At 72.0% G+C, this 23,037-nt stretch carries 19 protein-coding genes; 15 read left to right on the forward strand and 4 right to left on the reverse strand.

Annotated features, from left to right (window positions below; all coding sequences use genetic code 11):
* The 4 genes from secD to BG452_RS44285 all read left to right on the forward strand — a co-directional run.
* Window positions 1-1,310, forward strand: a 1,310-nt coding sequence (gene secD / locus BG452_RS44270) for a protein translocase subunit SecD (RefSeq protein ID WP_188310063.1), incomplete at its 5' end; no start/stop codon positions are given.
* Between the two features lie 4 nt (window positions 1,311-1,314).
* A complete protein-coding gene (gene secF / locus BG452_RS44275) occupies window positions 1,315-2,412 on the forward strand; it encodes a protein translocase subunit SecF (protein WP_188310064.1) in 1,098 nt (365 codons plus the stop codon).
* Window positions 2,413-2,439: 27 nt separating this feature from the next.
* On the forward strand, window positions 2,440-2,991 hold the full coding sequence (locus BG452_RS44280; RefSeq protein ID WP_188310065.1) for an adenine phosphoribosyltransferase: 552 nt from the start codon (window positions 2,440-2,442) through the stop codon (window positions 2,989-2,991).
* A gap of 96 nt (window positions 2,992-3,087) precedes the next feature.
* Window positions 3,088-5,601 (forward strand): RelA/SpoT family protein, encoded by a 2,514-nt coding sequence (locus BG452_RS44285; RefSeq protein ID WP_411293108.1) that lies wholly within the window; start codon window positions 3,088-3,090, stop codon window positions 5,599-5,601.
* Between the two features lie 68 nt (window positions 5,602-5,669).
* On the opposite strand, the gene BG452_RS44290 is transcribed toward BG452_RS44285, so the two are convergent.
* Together BG452_RS44290 and BG452_RS44295 are read right to left on the reverse strand one after the other, a co-directional pair.
* Window positions 5,670-6,899 carry a DUF349 domain-containing protein gene (locus tag BG452_RS44290; RefSeq protein WP_188310067.1) on the reverse strand — a complete coding sequence of 410 codons (1,230 nt, stop codon included), beginning with the start codon at window positions 6,897-6,899 and terminating at the stop codon, window positions 5,670-5,672.
* Window positions 6,900-7,163: 264 nt separating this feature from the next.
* Window positions 7,164-7,994, reverse strand: a complete 831-nt coding sequence (locus tag BG452_RS44295) for a peptidylprolyl isomerase (RefSeq protein ID WP_188310068.1) — start codon at window positions 7,992-7,994, stop codon at window positions 7,164-7,166.
* A gap of 240 nt (window positions 7,995-8,234) precedes the next feature.
* On the opposite strand from BG452_RS44295, the gene BG452_RS44300 reads away from it, so the two are divergent.
* The 7 genes from BG452_RS44300 (at window position 8,235) to rpsD (ending at window position 16,003) form a co-directional block, all read left to right on the forward strand.
* The gene (locus BG452_RS44300; protein WP_188310069.1) at window positions 8,235-8,942 is read left to right on the forward strand and encodes an MBL fold metallo-hydrolase; all 708 of its coding nucleotides are present in this window, start codon (window positions 8,235-8,237) and stop codon (window positions 8,940-8,942) included.
* Between the two features lie 11 nt (window positions 8,943-8,953).
* Window positions 8,954-10,216, forward strand: coding sequence for a histidine--tRNA ligase (gene hisS, locus BG452_RS44305; RefSeq protein WP_188310070.1), 1,263 nt, complete (start codon window positions 8,954-8,956; stop codon window positions 10,214-10,216).
* On the forward strand, window positions 10,213-12,003 hold the full coding sequence (aspS, locus tag BG452_RS44310) for an aspartate--tRNA ligase (protein ID WP_188310071.1): 1,791 nt from the start codon (window positions 10,213-10,215) through the stop codon (window positions 12,001-12,003). The genes hisS and aspS overlap by 4 nt, the downstream gene beginning before the upstream one ends.
* 97 nt (window positions 12,004-12,100) lie before the next feature.
* On the forward strand, window positions 12,101-12,619 hold the full coding sequence (locus BG452_RS44315; protein ID WP_188310072.1) for a GNAT family N-acetyltransferase: 519 nt from the start codon (window positions 12,101-12,103) through the stop codon (window positions 12,617-12,619).
* 122 nt (window positions 12,620-12,741) lie between these two features.
* Window positions 12,742-13,560, forward strand: a complete 819-nt coding sequence (gene ppk2, locus BG452_RS44320; protein WP_317621529.1) for a polyphosphate kinase 2 — start codon at window positions 12,742-12,744, stop codon at window positions 13,558-13,560.
* 49 nt (window positions 13,561-13,609) lie between these two features.
* On the forward strand, window positions 13,610-15,076 hold the full coding sequence (locus tag BG452_RS44325) for a replication-associated recombination protein A (RefSeq protein WP_317621530.1): 1,467 nt from the start codon (window positions 13,610-13,612) through the stop codon (window positions 15,074-15,076).
* A 312-nt stretch (window positions 15,077-15,388) separates the two neighbouring features.
* The gene (gene rpsD, locus BG452_RS44330; protein ID WP_030240707.1) at window positions 15,389-16,003 is read left to right on the forward strand and encodes a 30S ribosomal protein S4; all 615 of its coding nucleotides are present in this window, start codon (window positions 15,389-15,391) and stop codon (window positions 16,001-16,003) included.
* Window positions 16,004-16,097: 94 nt separating this feature from the next.
* On the opposite strand, the gene BG452_RS44335 is transcribed toward rpsD, so the two are convergent.
* Window positions 16,098-16,415, reverse strand: coding sequence for a tetratricopeptide repeat protein (locus tag BG452_RS44335; RefSeq protein ID WP_188310073.1), 318 nt, complete (start codon window positions 16,413-16,415; stop codon window positions 16,098-16,100).
* Between the two features lie 48 nt (window positions 16,416-16,463).
* Window positions 16,464-18,683: an ATP-binding protein gene (locus BG452_RS44340; protein ID WP_188310074.1), complete on the reverse strand. Its 2,220-nt coding sequence runs from the start codon at window positions 18,681-18,683 to the stop codon at window positions 16,464-16,466.
* Window positions 18,684-18,902: 219 nt separating this feature from the next.
* Here BG452_RS44340 and BG452_RS44345 point away from each other — a divergent pair, with 219 nt between their 5' ends.
* Genes BG452_RS44345 through ruvX form a run of 4 tightly spaced genes read left to right on the forward strand, consistent with a single transcriptional unit; the run spans window position 18,903 to window position 22,987 of the window.
* On the forward strand, window positions 18,903-19,382 hold the full coding sequence (locus BG452_RS44345; protein ID WP_188310075.1) for a DUF948 domain-containing protein: 480 nt from the start codon (window positions 18,903-18,905) through the stop codon (window positions 19,380-19,382).
* 4 nt (window positions 19,383-19,386) lie between these two features.
* Window positions 19,387-19,827 (forward strand): DUF6167 family protein, encoded by a 441-nt coding sequence (locus BG452_RS44350; RefSeq protein ID WP_188310076.1) that lies wholly within the window; start codon window positions 19,387-19,389, stop codon window positions 19,825-19,827.
* Complete coding sequence (alaS, locus tag BG452_RS44355; protein WP_188310077.1) at window positions 19,827-22,496, forward strand: alanine--tRNA ligase; 2,670 nt, start codon at window positions 19,827-19,829, stop codon at window positions 22,494-22,496. The genes BG452_RS44350 and alaS overlap by 1 nt, the downstream gene beginning before the upstream one ends.
* Window positions 22,496-22,987, forward strand: coding sequence for a Holliday junction resolvase RuvX (ruvX, locus tag BG452_RS44360; RefSeq protein ID WP_188310078.1), 492 nt, complete (start codon window positions 22,496-22,498; stop codon window positions 22,985-22,987). The genes alaS and ruvX overlap by 1 nt, the downstream gene beginning before the upstream one ends.
* Window positions 22,988-23,037: the final 50 nt, after the last annotated feature.

Genomic DNA, 23,037 nt, shown 5'->3' on the forward strand with positions numbered 1-23,037 from the left:
CCGCCAGCGCGAGCGCCACCAAGCAGGGCCGCTCGGTCGGTGAGGCGCTGGCTGCCGAGGGCTCCACCCCGACCGCTGCCGCCACCGGCGTCAGCGCCAGCCCGTCCGCCGCCGCCACCGGTTCGGCCGCGCCGAGCGCCCAGCCCACCCAGCCGAGCGCCGCCGACCTGACCGCCGCGATGACCCAGGGCACCGTCCCGCCGGAGCTGCAGACCGCGTTCGCCGACCTCGACTGCACCAAGCCCGAGGCGCGCGCCGCCCAGACCGGCGCCGACGACAAGGCGGTGGTCGCCTGCTCGCAGAAGCCCGTCAAGGCCGGTTACTACGAGAAGCTGGCCCTCGGCCCCGTCGCGGTGAAGGGCTCGGACGTCTCCAAGGCCCAGCCCAGCCTCGACACCCAGACCGGTGCCGGCTGGCAGGTCCAGCTGCAGTTCAACGGCACCGGCACCGACGCCTTCACCAAGGTCACCGGCGCGCTGGCCACCCAGGCCCCGCCGAACAACCAGTTCGCCATCGTGCTGGACAACCAGGTGGTCTCCCACCCGGAGGTCAGGAGCGCGATCCCGGGCGGCAGCGCGGTCATCACCGGCCAGTTCACCCAGCCCGAGGCGCAGGACCTCTCCAACGTGCTGAGCTTCGGCGCCCTGCCGCTGGAGTTCCAGAAGGGCGACATCACCACCGTCTCCCCGGCGCTGGGCAGCGACCAGCTGAAGGCCGGCCTCGTCGCCGGCGCGATCGGCATGCTGCTGGTGGTCGCCTACTCGTTGCTCTACTACCGCGGCCTCGGCCTGGTCTCGATCGGCGGTCTGCTCGTCTCGGCGGCCCTGACCTACTCGATCATGAGCCTGCTCGGCGGCGGGATCGGCTTCGCGCTGAACCTGCCGGCGGTCTGCGGCGCGATCGTCGCGATCGGTATCACCGCGGACTCCTTCATCGTGTACTTCGAGCGCATCCGCGACGAGGTCCGCGAGGGCGCCCTGCTGCGCCCGGCGGTCCAGCGGGCCTGGCCGCGGGCCCGGCGCACCATCCTGGTCTCGGACTTCGTGTCCTTCCTCTGTGCCGCGGTGCTCTACGTGGTCTCGGTCGGCAAGGTCCAGGGCTTCGCGTTCACCCTGGGTCTGACCACCGCGCTGGACGTCGTGGTGATCTTCCTCTTCACCAAGCCGCTGATCACGCTGCTGGCCCGACGGAAGTTCTTCTCCGACGGCCACCCGTGGTCCGGTGTGGACCCGAAGCGGCTGGGCGCCCGCCCGCCGCTGCGCAGCAGCCGTCGTCGCAACCCCTCCTCTGCCGCCGTGAAGGAGGCCTGACACCGTGTCGCGCTTCTCCAATCTGGGACACCGGCTCTACCAGGGCGAGGTCAGCTTCGACTTCGTCGGGCGCCGGAAGCTCTGGTACTCCATCTCCGGCGTGATCGTGCTGGTCGCGGCGATCGGCCTGGCGATGGGCCTGCACCTGGGCATCGAGTTCAAGGGCGGCTCGGTCTACACCGTGACCAAGCCGGGCCTGACGATCTCGCAGGCGCAGGACACGGCCGACGGCGTCGTCTCCTCGCACCCGCTGGTGCAGTCGACCGACAACGACAAGATCCGCATCCAGGTCAGCACCGACGAGCCGAAGAGCTCGGACGAGATCCGTTCGCAGCTCTCGCAGAAGCTCGGCGTGCCGCTGGACACCGTCGAGGCCCAGGTGATCGGCCCCAGCTGGGGCAAGCAGATCTCCAACAAGGCGCTCACCGGTCTGGTCGTCTTCATGGTCCTGGTGACGGTCTACCTGGCGATCGCCTTCGAGTGGCGGATGGCGCTGGCCGCCCTGGTCGCGCTGATCCACGACCTCCTGATCACCATCGGCGTCTACGCCCTGGTCGGCTTCGAGGTCACCCCCGGTACGGTGATCGGCTTCCTGACCATCCTCGGGTACTCGCTCTACGACACGGTCGTCGTCTTCGACACCGTGAAGGAGAACGCCAAGGGGATCACCAAGCAGAACAAGCTCACCTACAGCGAGGCGGCCAACGCGGGCCTCAACCAGACCCTGGTGCGCTCGCTCAACACCACCGTGGTGGCGCTGCTGCCGGTCGCCGCGCTGCTGTTCATCGGCGGCGGCCTCCTGGGCGCCGGCACCCTGAACGACATCTCGCTCGCGCTGTTCATCGGCCTCGCGGCCGGTGCCTACTCCTCGATCTGCGTCGCCACCCCGCTGCTGGCGCAGCTCAAGGAGGAGCAGCCGGAGATGAAGGCGCTGCGCAAGCGCGTCCTGCAGCACCGGGCCGCGGCCGCCAAGGCGGAGGCCTCGGACGCGGTGGTGGCGGACGAGGGCGCGGACGACGATCAGCCTGCGGGTATGGTCGGTCAGCGTGGCCGCTCGGCCGGCGCCCCGCGTGACAAGGGCCGTCCGTCCACCAAGCGCTGAACCGCACCCGACCCTGAGGACAGAACCGTGACCACCGCCGACACCGCATTGGCCGAGCTGCTGAACAGCCGGATCCGGGACGTCCCGGACTACCCGAAGCCGGGTGTGCTGTTCAAGGACATCGCGCCGCTGCTCGCCGACGCCGAGGCCTTCGGCGCCCTCACCCGGGCGCTGGCGGACCGGGCGAAGGCGCTCGGGGCGACCAAGGTGGTGGGCCTGGAGGCGCGCGGCTTCGTGCTGGCGGCTCCGGCGGCCGTCGCGGCCGGGCTCGGCTTCGTGCCGATCCGCAAGCAGGGCAAGCTGCCCGGCGAGGTGTTCCGGCGCTCGTACGAGCTGGAGTACGGCTCGGCGACGCTGGAGGTGCAGTGCGACGCCTTCGCGCCCGGTGAGCGGGTGCTGGTGGTGGACGACGTGCTGGCCACCGGTGGCACCATCGGTGCCTCGCTGGACCTGGTGAAGGAGGCCGGCGCCGAGCTGGTGGGCGTCGTGGTGCTGATGGAGCTGGGCTTCCTGGACGGCCGCGAGCGGCTGGCCGGGCACCTGGCCGGCGCTCCGCTGGAGACGCTGGTCACGGTCTGAAGGTCATGAGGGAAGGGCGGCGGTCGGATCATCCGACCGCCGCCCTTCCGTCTCCGGGCCCGGCCGGATGAACGGCGAGCCGCCCGGCTCGGTACCATGAAGATTCATCCCCTCCCGGTTGCGCCCGGACCGTACGGGCCTCGGCAGGGGTCGGCCCCGGTGCCCCGAGGAGTGTCCTTGCCCGACGAGGTTGTGCCCACGGCCGCAGCGGCCGCCCCCGAAGACCGTCCCACGCCCTCGGGGGCCACCCCGGCACGCCCGACACCGACCTCCTCGCGCCAGCTCTCCCCGCTCGGCCGCGGCTCCGGCAGCGGCGGCATGCGCGCCCGACTGGCCCGCCTCGGCGGCCAGCGCTCCAGCGTGCTGAACCCCGTCCTGGAACCGCTGTTCCGCTCGATCCGGGCGAACGACCCCAAGGCCGACCCGGCGCTGCTGCGCGACATCGAGCGCGCCTACGCCGTCGCCGAGAAGTGGCACCGAGGGCAGAAGCGCAAGAGCGGCGACCCGTACATCACCCACCCACTGGCCGTCGCGACCATCCTGGCCGAGCTGGGCATGGACGCCGCGACGCTGATGGCCGGGCTGCTGCACGACACCGTGGAGGACACCGACTACGGCCTGGAGACCCTGCGCAAGGACTTCGGCGACTCGGTGGCCCTGCTGGTCGACGGCGTCACCAAGCTGGACCGGGTCAAGTTCGGCGAGGCCGCGCAGGCCGAGACCGTGCGCAAGATGGTCGTGGCGATGGCCAAGGACCCGCGGGTCCTGGTGATCAAGCTGGCCGACCGCCTGCACAACATGCGCACGATGCGCTACCTGAAGCGGGAGAAGCAGGAGAAGAAGGCCCGCGAGACGCTGGAGATCTACGCCCCGCTGGCGCACCGGCTGGGCATGAACACCATCAAGTGGGAGCTGGAGGACCTCGCCTTCGCGATCCTCTACCCCAAGATGTACGACGAGATCGTCCGGCTGGTCGCCGAGCGCGCCCCCAAGCGGGACGAGTACCTGGCGACCGTGATCGACCAGGTCCAGGCGGACCTGCACGGCGCCCGGATCACCGCCTCCGTCACCGGCCGGCCGAAGCACTACTACTCGGTCTACCAGAAGATGATCGTCCGGGGCCGGGACTTCGCGGAGATCTACGACCTGGTGGGCATCCGGGTCCTGGTCGACACCGTCCGCGACTGCTACGCGGCGCTGGGCACCATCCACGCGCGGTGGAACCCGGTGCCGGGGCGGTTCAAGGACTACATCGCGATGCCCAAGTTCAACATGTACCAGTCGCTGCACACCACGGTGATCGGCCCCGGCGGCAAGCCCGTCGAACTCCAGATCCGCACCTTCGACATGCACCGGCGGGCCGAGTACGGCATCGCCGCGCACTGGAAGTACAAGCAGCGCGCCGTCGCCGGGGCCTCCAAGGTCCGCACCGACACCCCGACCCAGGTCCGCAAGGACGACAAGGCCGGCGCCGTCAACGAGATGGCCTGGCTGCGGCAGCTGCTGGACTGGCAGAAGGAGACCGCCGACCCGGGCGAGTTCCTGGAGTCGCTGCGCTTCGACCTGGCCAGCAACGAGGTCTTCGTCTTCACCCCCAAGGGCGACGTGATAGCCCTCCCGGCCGGCGCCACCCCCGTCGACTTCGCCTTCGCGGTGCACACCGAGGTCGGCTACCGGACCATAGGGGCTCGGGTCAACGGACGGCTGGTGCCGCTGGAGTCGACCCTGGAGAACGGCGACACCGTCGAGGTGTTCACCTCCAAGGCGGAGAACGCCGGCCCCTCCCGGGACTGGCTGGGCTTCGTCAAGTCCCCGCGCGCCCGCAACAAGATCCGCGCCTGGTTCTCCAAGGAGCGCCGCGAGGAGGCGATCGAGCACGGCAAGGAGGCGATCGTCCGGGCGATGCGCAAGCAGGGCCTGCCGATCCAGCGGATCCTGACCGGCGACTCGCTGGTCACCCTGGCCCACGAGATGCGCTACCCCGACATCTCCTCGCTCTACGCCGCCATCGGCGAGGGGCACGTCGCCGCGCAGAACATCGTCCAGAAGCTGGTCCAGGCGCTCGGCGGCGAGGAGGGCGCCACCGAGGACCTCGCCGAGACGGCCACCCCGACCCACGACAACCGGCGGGCGGTGCGCCGCCGGGCCAAGGGCGACCCGGGTGTGATCGTCAAGGGCGTCGAGGACGTCTGGGTCAAGCTGTCCCGCTGCTGCACCCCGGTGCCGGGCGACCCGATCGTCGGCTTCGTCACCCGTGGCAACGGCGTCTCGGTGCACCGCGCCGACTGCGTCAACGTCGAGTCGCTGAGCCAGCAGCCCGAGCGGATGATCGACGTCGAGTGGGCGGCCACCCAGTCCTCGGTCTTCCTGGTGGCCATCCAGGTCGAGGCGCTGGACCGTTCCCGGCTGCTCTCGGACGTCACCCGGGTGCTCTCCGACCAGCACGTCAACATCCTGTCGGCGGCGGTCCAGACCTCCCGGGACCGGGTGGCGATGAGCCGCTTCACCTTCGAGATGGGCGACCCCAAGCACCTGGGCCACGTGCTCAAGGCGGTGCGCGGCGTCGAGGGCGTGTACGACGTCTACCGGGTCACCTCGGCCCGCAAGTGAGACACGGCGCATGAGGAAGGCCCCCGGGGAGCACCCCGGGGGCCTTCGCCGTTCAGCGGGCCGACGGATCAGCCGCTGAACTCCTCCTGGCTCTTGTGCGCCTGCTCCAGCAGGGTCTGCACGCCGGAGAGCTCGGACTCCAGCTTGGCGATCCTGGAGGCGTTGCCGGCGGCGCGGGCCTTGTCCAGGTCGGTCTGGATCTTGTCGGCCTTCGCCTGGAACAGGCCCACCATGCCGGCCGCCCGGGCCTTGGCCTCCGGGTTGGAGCGCTTCCAGTCGGCGTCCTCGGCCTCGCGGATGGCCCGCTCGACCGCGGTCAGCCGGCCGTCCAGCTTCGGACGGACGTCGCGCGGCACGTGGCCGATGGCCTCCCAGCGCTCGTTGACCTCGCGCAGCGCGGCCTTGGCGGCCTTGAGGTCGGTGATCGGCAGGATCGCCTCGGCCTCGGCGGCCAGCGCCTCCTTGAGCTTCTGGTTCTCCACCTGCTCGGCGTCCCGCTCGCTGAACACCGCGGAACGGGCCTGGAAGAAGACGTCCTGGGCGCCGCGGAACCGCGCCCACAGCTCGTCCTCGACGTCCCGCTGCGCCCGGCCGGCGGCCTTCCAGCGCGCCATCAGGTCGCGGTAGGTGGCGGCGGTGGTGCCCCAGTCGGTGGAGGAGGAGAGCGCCTCGGCCTCGGAGACCAGCGCCTCCTTGACCTGCCGGGCCTGCTCGCGCTCGGCGTCCAGGGTCGCGAAGTGCGCCTTGCGGTGCTTGGAGAAGACCGAGCGGGCGTGCGAGAAGCGGTGCCACAGCTCGTCGTCGCTCTTGCGGTCCAGCCGCGGCAGGCCCTTCCAGGTGTCCACCAGGGCGCGCAGCCGGTCGCCGGCCTCCCGCCACTGGGTGGACTCGGCGAGCTGCTCGGCCTCGGAGACCAGGGCCTCCTTGGCGGAGCGGGTCTCGTCCTGCGCCTTGGCGCGGGCGGCCTTGCGCTCCTCCCGGCGGCTCTCGATCTCACCGGTGAGCGTGTCCAGCCGCTTGGCCAGCGCGTCCAGGTCACCCACCGCGTGGCCCTCGGTCACCTGAGCGCGGAGGTGCTCCAGCGCGGTCTGGGCGTCCTTGGCGGCCAGGTCGGTGGTGCGCACCCGCTTCTCCAGCAGGCCGATCTCCACCTCGATGCCCTGGTACTTGCGCTCGAAGTAGGCGAGGGCCTCCTCGGGCGAGCCGGCCTGCCAGGAACCCACGACGCGTTCGCCGTCGGCCGTCCTGACGTACACCGTGCCCTGCTCGTCCACACGGCCCCACGGGTCGCTGCTCATAGCGCGTCCTCCACATGACGTCGCGCCCGCGCCGGGGCGGCGCGCGACCGTCGTCCACAGTTGATGTGCGGCGGACCGATGAGTCCGCCGTCCCCGTCCGCCGTGCCTTGCTGCCGAGGGTGACGGCTAGGCGGGTCCGGGCACCCTATACAACGCCAACATAGGCGACCAGGCCCGGTGCTGTCCGCATCCGGGCCGGGCGATTTCGGTCCGGGGCCGGGCGGGGGCGCTTGGCGCGCCCGCCGCCGGTGGCCCCGGGGTCGGTCAACCCTTCGACACGGTAACCGAGTTGAAGGTGACGTCGGCCATCGGGTGGCCGTCCGGGGAGCCCTCCAGGGTGCCCGCGGCGGCGATCTTCTGGACCACGTCCAGACCACCGGTGATCTTGCCGAACGGGGTGTAGTTCGGCGGCAGCTGGGTGTCCTTGTAGACCAGGAAGAACTGGCTGCCGTTGGTGCCCGCGCCGGAGTTGGCCATCGCCACGGTGCCGGCCGGGTAGGTCGCGCCGGTCAGGTTCTCGTCCGCGAACTTGTAGCCGGGGCCGCCCGAACCGCTGGCGGTCGGGTCACCGCACTGGAGCACGAAGATGCCGTCCGTGGTCAGCCGGTGGCACTTGGTGTGGTCGAAGAACTGCTCGCCTGCCAGGAAGTTGAACGAGTTCACGGTGTGCGGGGCCTTGGCCGCGTCCAGCGCGATGGTGACCTTGCCGCAGTTGCTGTCCAGCGCCATGGTGTACGAGGCGCCCTGGTCGATCGACATGGCCGGCTCGGCCTTGAACTGCTTGTTGTTGGGCGAGCCCGGCGCCGGGGTGGCGCAGCCCTCGACCGGCTTGCGGGTCGGCGCGGCGGTCGGGTCGGCCTGGGTCGGCGCGGCCTGCGCGCTGGAGGCGGCCGAGGCGCTCTTGTCCTTGTCGTCGGAGCTGAACGCCCCGGTGGCGAACAGCGTGCCGCCGCCCGCCAGCACCACCACGGCGAGCGAGGCGCCCAGGATCGTGTTGCGCCGCTTGCGGGCGGACGCCGCCTCGGCGCGGCGCTCCATCTGGCGCTCGTACTTCTCGCGGGCGAGCTGCCGCCGCCGCTGTTCGCTGCTGACCACCGGCCGTGTCTCCTGAGCATGTGCGGGAAAATGTGGAGGGGTTCCGGAGCGGATCATCGCATCCATCGGCGGCCAAGTGTAGGGACCGGGCCCGTAAGGGCGCGGTGAACCTGTCAGGTGGCCCAGCCCGTCACCGTGGATCTGGTTCGCAACCGGACCCGCACCGCCGGTAGGCTTCCCTTACGTCATCACTACTGGTAGCCACCGCAGCCCCCCGCCGCACAGACCCGAAGGACGCGCGTGTTCATCGCCGGATTCCCCGCTGGAGCCTGGGGCACCAACTGCTACCTGGTCGCCCCGGGGGCGGGCGAGGAGTGCGTCATCGTCGATCCCGGCCACCAGGCCGCGAGCGGTGTCGAGGAACTCATCCGTGAGCACCGGCTCAAGCCCGTCGCCGTGCTGCTCACCCACGGCCACATCGACCACGTCGCCTCGGTGGTCCCGGTCTGCGGCGCCCGCGGCATCCCGGCCTGGATCCACCCCGAGGACCGGTACATGATGTCCGACCCGGAGAAGTCGCTCGGCCGCTCCCTGGGCACCCAGCTGATGGGCGAGCTGACCGTCGGCGAGCCCGACGACGTGCGCGAGCTCACCGACGGCAGCGTGCTGGAGCTGGCCGGCCTGCAGCTCACCGTGGACCACGCCCCGGGCCATACCGGGGGGTCGGTGACCTTCCGGACGCCCGGTGCCGAGGACCTCCCCCCGGTGCTGTTCTCGGGCGACCTGCTGTTCGCCGGCTCCATCGGGCGTACCGACCTCCCGGGCGGGGACGGCGAAGCGATCATGCGCTCGCTGGCCCGGGTGTGCCTGCCCCTCGACGACGCCACCGTGGTCCTCTCCGGCCACGGCGGACAGACCACCATCGGCCGCGAGCGCGCCACCAACCCCTACCTCCGACAGGCAGCGGGGGCGGCCGGCGCCCCGGCTTTCCCGCGACGAGGAATGTGACGGAAGAGAAGTTGAGCACCTTCACCGCCCCCAAGGGCACCTACGACCTGCTGCCCCCCAGCTCCGCGACCTTCCTGGCGATCCGCGAGCGCATCGCCGCGCCCGCCCGCCGGGCCGGTTACGGCTACGTCGAGACCCCGGTCTTCGAGGACGTGAAGCTGTTCTCGCGCGGTGTCGGCGAGTCCACCGACATCGTCTCCAAGGAGATGTACACCCTCACCACCAAGGGCGGCGACGACCTCGCGCTGCGCCCGGAGGGCACCGCCTCGGTGCTGCGCGCGGCGCTCCAGGCCAACCTGCACAAGCAGGGCAACCTGCCGGTCAAGCTCTGGTACTCCGGCTCGTACTATCGCTACGAGCGCGCCCAGAAGGGCCGCTACCGCCAGTTCTCCCAGGTCGGCGCGGAGGCGATCGGCGCCGAGGACCCGGCGCTGGACGCCGAGCTGATCATCCTGGCCGACGACGCCTTCCGCTCGCTGGGCCTGAGCGACTACTCGCTGCTGCTCAACAGCCTCGGCGACAAGCAGTGCCGCCCGGTCTACCGCGCCGCTCTGATCGAGTTCCTCTCCGGCCTGGACCTGGACGAGGAGACCCGCCGCCGCGCCGAGATCAACCCGCTGCGCGTGCTGGACGACAAGCGCGAGTCGGTGCAGGAGCAGCTGGTCGGCGCCCCGATGCTGCGCGACTTCCTGTGCGAGGAGTGCAAGGCGTACGACGAGAAGGTGCGCGAGCTGCTCACCGCCAACGGCGTCGCCTTCGTCGACGACCCGAAGCTGGTCCGCGGCCTGGACTACTACACCCGCACCACCTTCGAGTTCGTGCACAACGGCCTCGGCGCCCAGTCCGCGATCGGCGGCGGCGGCCGCTACGACGGCCTGTCCGAGATGATCGGCGGCCCGGCGCTGCCGTCCGTCGGCTGGGCCCTCGGCGTGGACCGCACCTACCTGGCGCTGGAGGCCGAGGGCGTCGCCCTCGAACTGCCGGCCGCCACCTCCGTCTACGCCGTCGCGCTCGGCGAGGAGGCCAAGAACCTGCTGTTCGCCAAGGTGGTCGAGCTGCGCCGGGCCGGCGTCGCCACCGACCTCGCCTTCGGCGTCAAGAGCATCAAGAACGCCATGAAGTCCGCCGACCGGTCCGGCGCCCGCTTCGCCCTGATCGCCGGTGACCGGGACCTCGCCGAGGGCGTCGTCCAGCTCAAGGACATGAGCACCGGCGAGCAGACCCCCGTCGCCCTCGACGCACTCGTCACCACCCTGAAGGAGAAGCAGCTGTGATCCGCACGCACGACGCGGGCACGCTCCGCCCGGAGCACGCAGGCACCACCGTCACCCTGGCCGGCTGGGTCGCCCGCCGCCGCGACCACGGCGGCGTCGCCTTCATCGACCTGCGCGACGCCTCCGGCACCGTGCAGATCGTGGTCCGCGACCTCGACTCGGTGCACGGCCTGCGCGCCGAGTACTGCGTCAAGGTCGTCGGCGACGTCCGGGTCCGCCCGGAGGGCAACGAGAACCCGGACATCCCGACCGGCGCGGTCGAGGTCGTCGTCAGCGAGATCGAGGTCCTCTCCGAGGCCGCCCCGCTCCCGTTCCCGGTGGCCGAGTACGAGCCCGGCACGGTCAACGAGGAGGTCCGGCTGCGCTACCGCTACCTGGACCTGCGCCGCGAGGGCCCGGCCAAGGGCCTGCGGCTGCGCTCGAAGGTCAACAACATCATCCGCCGGGTGATGGAGGAGAACGACTTCCTCGACATCGAGACGCCGTACCTCACCCGCTCCACCCCCGAGGGCGCCCGCGACTTCCTCGTCCCGGTCCGCCTGCAGCCCGGCCACTGGTACGCCCTGCCGCAGTCGCCCCAGCTGTTCAAGCAGCTGCTGATGGTGGCCGGCATGGAGCGCTACTACCAGATCGCCCGCTGCTTCCGCGACGAGGACTTCCGCGCCGACCGGCAGCCGGAGTTCACCCAGCTGGACATCGAGGCCTCCTTCGTCGACCAGGAGGACATCCTGGCCCTCGGCGAGAAGATCATCGGTGCCGTCTGGCGCGAGGTGCACGGCTACGAGATCCCCAACCCGCTGCCGCGGATGACCTACGCGGACGCCATGGGCCGCTACGGCTCCGACAAGCCGGACGTCCGCTTCGGCCAGGAACTCACCGACCTCACCGAGTACTTCAAGGGCACCGAGTTCCGCGTGTTCCAGGCCCCGTACGTCGGCGCCGTGGTCATGCCGGGCGGCGCCTCCCAGCCGCGCAAGCAGCTGGACGCCTGGCAGGACTGGGCCAAGGCGCGCGGCGCCAAGGGCCTGGCCTACGTGCTGATCGACGCCGAGACCGGCGAGCTGCGCGGCCCGGTCGCCAAGAACCTCTCCGCGGAGCACCTGGCCGGCCTCGCCGCCGCGGCCGGCGCCAAGAACGGCGACGCGGTCTTCTTCGCGGCCGGCAAGGAGCGCGCCTCGCAGGAGCTGCTGGGCGCCGCCCGTCTGGAGATCGGCAAGCGCTGCGAGCTGATCGACGAGTCCGCGTGGGCGTTCCTCTGGGTCGTCGACTTCCCGATGTTCGAGCCGATCGAGGACGACAAGGGCCAGTTCCAGGGCTGGCACGCGGTGCACCATCCGTTCACCGCCCCGACCGCGGAGTCGCTGGACAGCTTCGACACCGACCCGGGCTCGGCGCTGTCCAACGCCTACGACCTGGTGCTCAACGGCTCGGAGCTGGGCGGCGGTTCGATCCGTATCCACCAGCGGGACGTGCAGAAGCGGGCGTTCGACGCGATCGGCCTCTCCGAGGAGGAGGCGGCCTCGCAGTTCGGCTTCCTGCTGGACGCCTTCAACTACGGCCCGCCGCCGCACGGCGGGGTCGCCTTCGGCCTCGACCGGATCGTCACCCTGCTGGGCGGGTACGACACCATCCGCGACGTCATCGCCTTCCCGAAGACGTCCACCGGTGGCGACCCGCTGACCGGCGCTCCGACCCCGATCACCCCGGCGCAGCGCCGGGAGGCCGGCGTGGACGCCCAGCCGAAGGTCCGCGAGGATGCCAAGTCCGAGGCGCAGCCCAAGAGCTGATGCCTCGTCATACGCGCTAACCTGCGACGGCCCCGGACGGTCCACCCACCGTCCGGGGCCGGTCCACAACGTCGTGTGACACAGGGAGGGTTGACCCATGCAGGTCACAACGAGAGTCGAATGTCCGCAGGACGCCCCGGCGACCAGACGCGTGCACATGGCCGCGTTCCCCGGCCCGGACGAGGCGGACCTGGTGGACGCGCTGCGCCGCGACCCCGCCTGGCTGCCCGGGCTGTCGCTGGTCGCGGTGGACGACACGGGGCTGGTGATCGGGCACGCCCTGCTGACCCGGCTGCGGGTCGGCGACGGCGGCGGGACCGGTGACGCGCTGGCGCTCGCCCCGGTCGCGGTCGCGCCCGAGTGGCAGCGCCAGGGCGTCGGCGAACTCGTCGTCCGGGCCGCGCTGTCGGCCGCCGAGGCGGCGGGGGAGAAGCTGGTGGTGGTGCTCGGCGACCCGGAGTACTACGGGCGGTTCGGCTTCACCCCGGCCGGGCGGCACGAGGTCTCCGGGCCGTTCGAGGTGCCGGAGGCGTACTTCCAGGCGCTCCCGCTCACGGCCTACGACGGCGGCCCGCGCGGGCTCTGCCGCTATCCGGAGCCGTTCGTCGAGGTGTAGTCGTCCGTCCTGCGAGTCCTCCCCGGGCTTGTCCGCCCCGACCGGTCCGCCCCGACTGCGGAGTCAGCGTTCGGCGCATACGGTGAAGGGTCATCAGCAGCAGCCGGACGGAGGACCCGAGGGTGGCCGAGGAGCAGCGGACCGCGAAGCCGAAACGACTGGGGATCAAGCCGTACGAGCGCGAGCTGCTGCGGCTGCAGCAGGAGCTGGTGAAGCTCCAGGAGTGGGTGCGGGTCGAGGGCGCCCGCCTGGTGGTGGTCTTCGAGGGGCGGGACGCGGCCGGCAAGGGCGGGGCGATCAAGCGGGTGACGGAGTACCTGAACCCGCGCATCGCCCGGGTCGTGGCGCTGCCCACCCCGACCGAGCGGCAGAAGACCCAGTGGTACTTCCAGCGGTACGCCGAACACCTGCCGGCGGCCGGGGAGATCGTGCTGTTCGACCGCAGCTGGTACAACCGGGCCGGGGTCGAGCGGGTGATGGGCTTCTGCAGCGACGAGGAGTACTGGCAGTTCCTGCACCAGTGCCCGGCCTTCGAGCAGATGCTGATCGAGGCGGGCATCCTGCTGCGCAAGTACTGGTTCTCGGTGAGCGACACCGAGCAGGAGCAGCGGTTCCGGGCCCGGCTGGAGGACCCGATGAAGCGCTGGAAGCTCTCCCCGATGGACGTGGAGTCGATCGCGCACTGGGAGGACTACTCGCGGGCCAAGGACGAGATGTTCGTCTACACCGACATCCCGCAGTCGCCCTGGCACGTGGTGGAGAGCGACGACAAGCGGCGGGCCCGGATCAACATGATCGCCCACCTGCTCTCCTCCGTGCCGTACCGCGAGGTCACCCCGCCCAGGATCGAGCTGCCGCCCCGCCCGGCCTCCCGCGGCTACCAGCGGCCCCCGCGGGACCTGCAGAAGTACGTTCCGGACCACGCCGCCGGACTGGCGTAGCCGGAGCCGTACGGGGAGGGCTGTCGGTCGCCTCTACTAGGCTTCCGGTGTGGACGAACCGGACCTCTTCACCGCCGCCGCCGAGGAACGCCAGGCCAGGGAGCCCGGCCGGGCCCCGCTGGCCGTGCGGATGCGCCCGCGCACGCTGGACGAGGTGGCCGGGCAGCGGCAGCTGCTGAAGCCGGGCTCGCCGCTGCGGCGGCTGGTCGCCAACTCGCGCGGCCCGGCGGCCACCAGTTCGGTGATCCTCTGGGGTCCGCCGGGCACCGGCAAGACCACCCTCGCGCACGTGATCAGCCAGGCCGTGGAGGGCCGGTTCGTCGAGCTGTCCGCGATCACCGCCGGGGTCAAGGAGGTCCGGGCGGTGATCGACGGCGCCCGGCGGGCGGTCGGCATGTCCGGCCGGGAGACGGTGCTGTTCCTGGACGAGATCCACCGCTTCTCCAAGGCCCAGCAGGACTCGCTGCTGCCCGCGGTGGAGAACCGCTGGGTCACCCTGATCGCGGCGACCACCGAGAACCCGTACTTCTCGGTGATCTCCCCGCTGCTGTCCCGCTCGCTGCTGCTCACCCTGGAGTCGCTGACCGACGAGGACATCCGGGCGCTGCTGCGCCGCGCGGTGGCCGACGAGCGCGGCCTGGAGGGCGCGCTGGAGCTGACCGAGGAGGCCGAGGACCACCTGGTGCGGCTCGCCGGCGGGGACGCCCGGCGGGCGCTGACCACCCTGGAGGCGGCGGCCGGGGCGGCGCTGGAGAAGGGCGAGGCGAGCATCTCGCTGGCCACCACCGAGACCGCCGTCAACCAGGCGGCGGTGCGCTACGACAAGGACGGCGACCAGCACTACGACGTGGCCAGCGCGCTGATCAAGTCGATCCGCGGCAGCGACGTGGACGCCACCCTGCACTACCTGGCCCGGATGATCGAGGCGGGGGAGGACCCGCGGTTCATCGCCCGGCGGCTGATGATCTCGGCCAGCGAGGACGTCGGCCTGGCCGATCCGACGGCGCTGCAGACGGCGGTGGCGGCGGCCCAGGCGGTGGCGCTGATCGGCTTCCCGGAGGCCCGGATCATCCTCTCCCAGGCGGCGATCGCGCTGGCCCTGGCGCCCAAGTCCAACTCGGCCTACCTGGCGATCGACGCGGCGCTGGCGGACGTCCGGCAGGGGCTGGCCGGGGCCGTCCCGCCGCACCTGCGGGACGCCCATTACGGTGGCGCGGGCAAGCTCGGCCACGGCAGGGGCTACCAGTACCCGCACGACCTGCCGGAGGGCATCGCCGCCCAGCAGTACGCGCCGGACTCGGTGCACGGCCGGGAGTACTACCGGCCGAACCGGCGCGGCGGCGAGGTGCGCTACGCGGACACCGTGGAGTGGACCCGAGGGCGGCTGCGCGGGGAACGCCGGGTGGAGAAGAAGGCGGAGAAGAAGGCGGAGACCAAGCCCGAGAAGCAGCCCGCGAAGAAGCCCGAGCCGGTGGAGCCGAAGGCGGAGCGGCGGCCCGGGGAAGAGGGCGAGTGATCGACGGGTATACTTCGTCGGAGTGCCATGTCCCGGGACGGCGGCGGGGGAGACCCCACCGACCGGCCGCACCAGCGGGACACCGGCGGTAGGCCTCCTCCGGGAGGCCCGCATCAGGAGCGTCGCGCACCGTTTCGGTGTCGCGGACGGCCCGGTTCTCCGGGCCCTTCGTGTGACCAGCACATCTTGTGCCCGGCTCCGGAGAGCGGCTGATCCCTTCGCGCAGGCGTCGGGGTTTTCTCCGGGTCGCGACATGCGACCTCCGTCAACACCTGGTGAAAGCCGTATTCGTAAGCAAGGAAGGTTTGGTTCATGGCGAACCAGAAGCGTCCCAAGGTCAAGATCGCGCGTGCGCTCGGCGTGCCGCTGACCCCGAAGTCCGTCAAGTACTTCGAGGCCCGCCCGTACCCGCCCGGCCAGCACGGCCGTGGTCGCAAGCAGAACTCGGACTACAAGGTCCGTCTGCTCGAGAAGCAGCGTCTGCGCGCCCAGTACGACCTGAGCGAGAAGCAGATGGCGCGCGCGTTCGACCGCGCGAAGAAGGCCGAGGGCAAGACCGGTGAGGCGCTCGTCGCCGACCTGGAGACCCGTCTGGACTCCCTGGTCCTGCGTTCGGGCATCGCCCGCACCATCTACCAGGCCCGCCAGATGGTCGTCCACGGCCACATCGAGGTCAACGGCGGCAAGGTCAACAAGCCGTCGTTCCAGATGAAGCCGGGCTTCGTGGTCACCGTCCGCGAGCGCTCCAAGGAGAAGGTCCCCTTCCAGGTCGCCCGTGAGGGTGGCTACGCGGGTGAGGGCCAGACCCCGAAGTACCTCGAGGTCAACCTGAAGGCCCTGGCCTTCCGCCTGGACCGTGCGCCGCAGCGCAAGGAGGTCCCGGTGATCTGTGACGAGCAGCTGGTCGTCGAGTACTACTCGCGCTGACCCGCGCTCGGTTCGCACTTCGCGGAACCACCAGCGAGCCCCCGTCGCCCTTCGAGGCGGCGGGGGCTCCCTGCTTTCCTCCGGTGCCGGTGCCTCAGAGGTCCGTGCCGGTCATGGCGGCGGCCAGCCGCAGGTGCGGGCGGGCCTCCTCGGCGCGGCCCCGGCGCTCCAGGGTGCGGCCGAGCATCAGCCGGGCGTAGTCCTCGGCCGGGTCGAGTTCGAGGATGCGGCGCAGTTCGGCCTCGGCGCGGCCGAGCTGGGCGGAGTGGAAGTAGCTGCGGGCCAGCAGCAGCCGGACGGAGAGGTTGGCCGGCTCCTCGGCCAGCACGCCCTCCAGCATGCGGGCGGCGTCGGTGTACGCCTTGGACTCGAAGTAGAAGTTCGCGAGGCGGTACTCGTCGTGGATGGCCATGATGCTCCTTCCGGGTGGATCCTTGCTCGCTCAAGCAATCGGCAAGCTTCAGCTATTCCGCACCGGTGCCGGGGCCGGCGCGGGCGGCACCGAGCAGGGGCCGGAGCCGGGTTCCGGGCCGTCCGCCGAGCCCCCGCCGCCGAGCGCCCGCCAGACGGCGGCGTCCAGCTCCAGCCGGCCGCCCGCCCGGAAGCAGTCCTCGTACTCCTGCTCGGTGAGCCCGGCGCGAGCCCGCTCGGCGCACTCCTGGTGGAGACCGAAGAAGGAACGCGAGCCCAGGAACGGGTTGCCGACCGCGCGCCAGATCCGGTGCGCCGCGCCCTGCAGCACCCGGGCCTCGCACAGGTCGGCCGGCTCGCCCGGCCCGGCCGGCTCGGTCTCCAGCAGCGCCAGCAGGTCGATCCCCAGCACGATGCCGAGCAGGTCGTGGAAGTGGTGGTTCAGCCGGACGCACTCGCGGGCCAGGGCGCGGGCCGGCTGGACGGCGCCGTCCAGGTAGTGCGAGTAGGCCGTCGCGTACAGCACGTAGGCGTACGCCCACTGCTCGCCGTGCTTCTCGCAGACCTCGCGGGCCTGGCCGAACCAGCGCTCGCCGCTGTCCAGGTCGCCCTGGATCAGGTAGGTGAGACCCAGCTCGATCATGGCCATCACCACGTTGCTGTTGAGCTCGCCGATGGTCCGGTAGTGCCAGAGCGCCTCCTCGAACAGCTCGGTGGCGCGCTCCGGGTCGTCGCCGATCAGGGCGGCGCAGCCCTGGCGGTGGACGGCGTAGGCGAGCGCCCGGTCGTCGCCGGTGTCCAGCGCCTGGCGGCGGCACTCCTCCAGGGCGGGGCGGGCGGCGCCGAGGTCCCCCTGGAGAGTGGCCGTGTAGCCGGTCACCCACAGGGCCTTGGCCCGGACCTCGGTGGGTTCGCGGTCCAGGGCGAGCGCGCGGTCCAGCCAGTGCCGGCCCTCGCCGAGGTGGCCGCAGCCGACCCAGTAGAACCAGAGGGTGCCGGCCAGCAGCAGGGCGATCTGCTCCTCGCCGGGCTCGGCGAGGCAGAACTCCAGCGCGGCGCGCAGATTGGTGTGGGCGAGCCGGGTGCGCTCGGCGGTCTCGGCCTGCCGGGGGCCGAACCACTCCACCTCGCCCCAGGTGGCCACGCCCAGGTACCAGTCCCGGTGGCGGCGCAGCAGCCGCTGCTCCTCGCCGGCGGCGCGCAGCCAGTGGCCGCCGTACTCGCGCAGGGTGTCCAGCAGGCGGAAGCGGACGCCGAAGGCGCTCTCCTCGCGCAGTACCACGGACTTGGCGACGAGTTCGTCGAGCAGGTCGAGCACGTCCTCGGGCTCGATGCCCTCGCCGGCGCAGACGTACTCGGCGGCCTCCAGGTCGAAACTGCCGGCGAAGACCGACAGGCGGGCCCAGAGTAAACGTTCCTGCACTGTGCACAGCTCATGGCTCCAGCCGATCGTGGTGCGCAGCGTCCGGTGTCTCGGCAGGGCCGTCCGGGAGCCCCCGGTGAGCAGTCGGAAGCGGTCGTCCAGCCGGGCGGTGATCTGCTCCACCGACAGCGCCCGCAGCCGCCCGGCGGCCAGCTCCACCGCCAGCGGGATACCGTCCAGCCGGCGGCAGAGCAGGCCGACCGCCTCCGCGTTCGCCTCGGTCACCTCGAAGGCCGGCACCACCGCCCGGGCCCGGTCGGCGAACAGCCGCACCGCGTCCGGCAGCACGCCCAGGCCGGCCCGCGGCTGCGGCAGCGGGTCGACCGGCAGCGGGGCCAGTGTCAGCAGGTGCTCGCCCGAGGCCCGCAGCGCGGCCCGACTGGTGGTCAGCACCCGCAGGCCGGGCACCCCGCGCAGCAGCGCGTCGGTCAGCTCGGCGCAGGCCTCCACCAGGTGCTCGCAGCCGTCCAGCACCAGCAGCAGGCGGCGCCCGGCCAGGTGGTCGCCCAGCACGTCCAGCGGCGGCCGGGCGGTGCCGTCGGTCAGCCGCAGCGCCTCCAGCACGGCGTGGCCGAGCAGTAGCGGATCCTGCACCGGGGCCACGTCCACCAGCCAGGTGCCGTCCGGGAACGCCCCGGCCGCCCGGGCCGCCGCCCGCAGCGCGAGCCGGCTCTTGCCCACCCCGCCGGGGCCGGTCACCGTCACCAGCCGGGCTCCGGCGAGCAGGCCGGCCAGCTCGGCCAGTTCCCGCCGCCGCCCGACGAAGCCCGTCACCTCGGCCGGGAGCCGTCCCGGCTCCGGCTCGCGCGGCCACGCCGCGGGCTGTGCTGTCCAGTCGCCGGCCAAGCGCTGCTCCCCGTTGTCCCGGCCCGGACCGCGGCGGTCCGGACGTGCGTCGGGCCGTACGGGCGACGGCCCGCCTGGCAGAACGAGGTGACCGGCCGGTAGGTTACGCGCGCGGTTCGCACACCCGGACGAGGCCACGGCCGTGACCCGGTCCGGAAAGCGGGCGTCGGCGCGATAGGGTTCCCCCTGAAGAGCAACAAGGCGAGGGAGCGCGCAAAGGTGTCCGTGGGAGAGCTGGCCGGATTGCTCGTCGCCGTGTTCTGGGCGGTCCTGGTCACCCTGCTCGCCGTCGTGCTCGTCCGCCTCTCCCGGGTGCTGAAGGAGGCCGCCGTCCTGGTCTCCGCCGTCACCGAGCAGGCCGTGCCCCTGCTGACCGACGCGGGCGCCGCGGTGCGCAGCGCCAACGAGCAGCTGGACCGGGTGGACGAGATCACCGCCAACGTCCAGGACGCCGCCGCCAACGCCAAGGCCCTCTCCTCCACCGCGGCCGCCACCCTGGGCGGACCGCTGATGAAGGTCGCCGCCTTCAGCTACGGCGTCCGCAAGGCCGTCGCCAAGCAGCAGGGCACCCTGCCGAACGTGCCGGCGCAGCCCGCCGAGCGCGACGAGCTGGCGCGGCTGATCCGGGCCGAGGTGCGCGCCGCGACCGCGCCCAGGAGCGGCCTGCTCTCCCGGGTCCGGCGCGCGGTGAGGGGCTGACGGCATGGCACGGATCTTCTGGATGGCGGTCGGCGCCGGCGCCGCGGTGTGGGCTGTGAACAAGGCCAACGGCGCCGTGCAGCGGCTCACCCCGGACAGCCTCTCCGGCACCGCCGCGCGCGGTGCGCTGCACCTGGGCGACCTCGCCAAGCAGTTCGCCCAGGACGTGCGCTCCGGCATGGCCGAGCGCGAGGAGCAGCTGAAGGACGACCTCGGCCTGCGCGGCACCGCCGTGGCGGAGCCCCGGAACAGCCACCGCACCCGCCGTGTCCTGCGCGGCGAGCCGCAGTACCGAGCTATCTCGGCGGCGCCCGGTCGCCCGGCCGCCGCCCTGCCCCCCGCCCGCGCCCTGCCTGACGGCGGGGGCCGCACCACCCCTCAGACCATTGAAGAAACGCCCCGCCGAGCCCTGCCGCGGGGCGGAACGAACCGGAAGGACCACTAATGGAGTCGGCTGAGATCCGCCGCCGCTGGCTGCGCTTCTTCGAGGAGCGCGGCCACACCGTCGTTCCGTCGGCGTCCCTGGTCGCCGACGACCCCACCCTGCTGCTCGTCAACGCCGGCATGGTGCCGTTCAAGCCCTACTTCCTGGGCGAGGTCAAGCCGCAGTTCTCGCGCGCCACCAGCGTCCAGAAGTGCGTGCGCACCCTGGACATCGAGGAGGTCGGGAAGACCACCCGGCACGGCTCCTTCTTCCAGATGTGCGGCAACTTCTCCTTCGGTGACTACTTCAAGGAAGGAGCCATCAAGTTCGCCTGGGAGCTGCTCACCACTCCCGTCGCGGACGGTGGCTACGGCCTGGAGAAGGAGAAGCTCTGGATCACCGTCTACAAGGACGACGACGAGGCCGAGCAGATCTGGCGTGACGTCATCGGCGTGCCGTCCGAGCGCATCCAGCGCCTCGGCATGAAGGACAACTTCTGGTCGATGGGCGTGCCCGGCCCGTGCGGCCCGTGCTCGGAGATCAACTACGACCGCGGCCCCGCGTACGGCGAGGAGGGCGGCCCGGCGGTCAACGGCGAGCGCTACCTGGAGATCTGGAACCTGGTCTTCATGCAGTACGAGCGCGGCCACGGCGACGGCAAGGACGGCTTCGAGATCCTCGGCGACCTGCCGAGCAAGAACATCGACACCGGTCTCGGCCTGGAGCGCCTCGCCGCCATCCTGCAGGACGTCGACAACCTCTTCGAGATCGACACCAGCCGGATGATCCTCGACCGCGCCGCCGAGCTCACCGGCCACACCTACGGCGCCGACCACAAGGCGGACGTCTCGCTGCGCGTGGTCACCGACCACATCCGCACCGCGCTGATGCTGGTCGGCGACGGCGTCACCCCCGGCAACGAGGGCCGCGGCTACGTGCTGCGCCGCATCCTGCGCCGTGCCATCCGCAACATGCGCCTGCTGGGTGCCACCGAGCCGGTGGCCAAGGAGCTCATCGACGTCGCGATCAAGGCGATGGCCCCGCAGTACCCGGAGCTGGAGGCCGACCGCAAGCGCGTCGAGACGGTCGTCGTCGCCGAGGAGGTGGCCTTCCTGCAGACCCTGAAGGCCGGCACCAGCCTGCTGGACGCCGCGGTGACCGAGACCAAGCAGTCCGGTGGCGCGGTGCTCTCCGGCGACCAGGCCTTCAAGCTGCACGACACCTACGGCTTCCCGATCGACCTCACCCTGGAGATGGCCGAGGAGCAGGGCCTCCAGGTGGACGAGGCCGGCTTCCGCCGCCTGATGCAGGAGCAGCGGGACCGTGCCAAGGCGGACGCCAAGGCCAAGAAGATGGGCCACGCCGACGTCGCTGCGTACCGCGAGGTCGCCGACAAGTCCGGCGCGAGCGTCTTCACCGGCTACGCCCTGACCGAGGGCGAGGCCACCGTGGTCGGCCTGCTGGTGGACGGCGTTCCGGCGCCGGCCGCCTCCGAGGGCGACGAGGTCGAGCTGATCCTCGACCGCACCCCGTTCTACGCCGAGGGCGGCGGCCAGCTCGCCGACCACGGCCGGATCCGGCTGGAGTCCGGCGCGGTCGTCGAGATCCGCGACGTGCAGCAGCCCGTCCCGGGCGTCATTGTGCACTCGGGCGGCGTGCTGTTCGGTGAGGTCGTGCTCGGCGCCTCGGCGTACGCCACGATCGACACCGACCGCCGCCGGGCGATCGCCCGCGCCCACTCGGCCACCCACCTGACCCACCAGGCGCTGCGCGACGCGCTCGGCCCGACGGCGGCCCAGGCCGGCTCCGAGAACGCCCCGGGCCGCTTCCGCTTCGACTTCGGCTCGCCCGCCGCCGTTCCGGGCAGCGTGCTGGTGGACGTCGAGCAGAAGATCAACGACGTGCTGGGCCGCGAGCTGGAGGTCACCGCCGAGGTCATGACGATGGACCAGGCCCGCAAGGCCGGCGCCATCGCGATGTTCGGCGAGAAGTACGGCGACGAGGTGCGGGTCGTCTCCATCGGCGACTTCTCCAAGGAGCTGTGCGGTGGCACCCACGTCGGCAACACCGCCCAGCTGGGCCTGGTGAAGCTGCTCGGCGAGTCCTCGATCGGCTCCGGCGTGCGCCGGGTGGAGGCGCTGGTCGGCGTCGACGCGTACAAGTTCCTGGCCCGCGAGCACACCGTGGTGGCCCAGCTCACCGAGCTGGTCAAGGGCCGCCCGGAGGAGCTGCCGGAGAAGATCTCGGGCATGCTCGGCAAGCTCAAGGACGCCGAGAAGGAGATCGAGCGCTTCCGCGCCGAGAAGGTGCTGGCCGCCGCGGCGGGCCTGGCCGACTCGGCCGAGGACGTGCACGGCATCGCCGTGGTCGCCGCGCAGGTGGCCGACGGCGTGGGCGCGGACGAGCTGCGCAAGCTGGTCCTGGACGTGCGCGGCCGGCTGGGCGCCCGCCCGGCCGTGGTCGCCGCGTTCACCGTGGCCAACGACCGCCCGCTGACCGTGATCGCCACCAACGAGGACGCCCGCGGCCGCGGCATCAAGGCCGGCGAGCTGGTCCGCACCGCCGCCAAGACCCTCGGCGGCGGCGGTGGCGGCAAGGACGACGTCGCCCAGGGCGGCGGCTCCAACCCGGCCGCGGTCGGCGAGGCCATCGCCGCGGTGCGCGGCCTGGTCGCGGAGCGCGCCAGCTGATGGAGATCGGGGAGGGGCCCTGGAGGCCCCCGTTCCGACGTGGACGGCGGATCGCCGTCGACGTCGGCGACGCCCGGATCGGGGTCGCGTCCTGCGACCCCGACGGGGTGCTCGCCACTCCGGTGGAGACCGTCCCGGCCGGGGTGAAGTCGCAGGCCAGGATCGCCGCGATCGTCGAGGAGTACGACGCGATCGAGGTGGTCGTCGGGCTGCCGCGGTCGCTCAGCGGCAAGGAGGGCCCGGCGGCGGAGAAGGTCCGGGCGTACGCCTCGCGGCTGGCCAACCGGCTCTACCCGGTGCCGGTGCGGCTGGTGGACGAGCGGATGACGACCGTCACCGCGACCCACGGGCTGCGCGCCTCCGGGGTCAAGGCGAAGAAGGGCCGCTCGGTGGTCGACCAGGCCGCCGCGGTGGTGATCCTCCAGAGCGCCCTTGAGACCGAACGGGTGAGCGGACGCCCGCCCGGTGAGAGCGTCGAGGCGGTCGGCTGACCGGCCTGATCTAACGTCCCGAAGAGGGGTCCGTGCGGACGCGTCCGCAC

Origin of the sequence: Streptomyces sp. CBMA123 (assembly GCF_014596465.1) — a bacterium.
In the GTDB taxonomy this organism is placed as follows: domain Bacteria; phylum Actinomycetota; class Actinomycetes; order Streptomycetales; family Streptomycetaceae; genus Kitasatospora.

Coding starts and splice junctions, on each gene's coding strand:
- ruvX (WP_188310078.1), top strand. CDS start 22,496: ATGGAGATCGGGGAGGGGCCCTGGAGGCCCCCGTTCCGACGTGGACGG.
- BG452_RS44290 (WP_188310067.1), bottom strand. CDS start 6,899: ATGAGCAGCGACCCGTGGGGCCGTGTGGACGAGCAGGGCACGGTGTAC.
- BG452_RS44335 (WP_188310073.1), bottom strand. CDS start 16,415: ATGGCCATCCACGACGAGTACCGCCTCGCGAACTTCTACTTCGAGTCC.
- alaS (WP_188310077.1), top strand. CDS start 19,827: ATGGAGTCGGCTGAGATCCGCCGCCGCTGGCTGCGCTTCTTCGAGGAG.
- rpsD (WP_030240707.1), top strand. CDS start 15,389: ATGGCGAACCAGAAGCGTCCCAAGGTCAAGATCGCGCGTGCGCTCGGC.
- BG452_RS44350 (WP_188310076.1), top strand. CDS start 19,387: ATGGCACGGATCTTCTGGATGGCGGTCGGCGCCGGCGCCGCGGTGTGG.
- BG452_RS44285 (WP_411293108.1), top strand. CDS start 3,088: ATGAAGATTCATCCCCTCCCGGTTGCGCCCGGACCGTACGGGCCTCGG.
- BG452_RS44315 (WP_188310072.1), top strand. CDS start 12,101: ATGCAGGTCACAACGAGAGTCGAATGTCCGCAGGACGCCCCGGCGACC.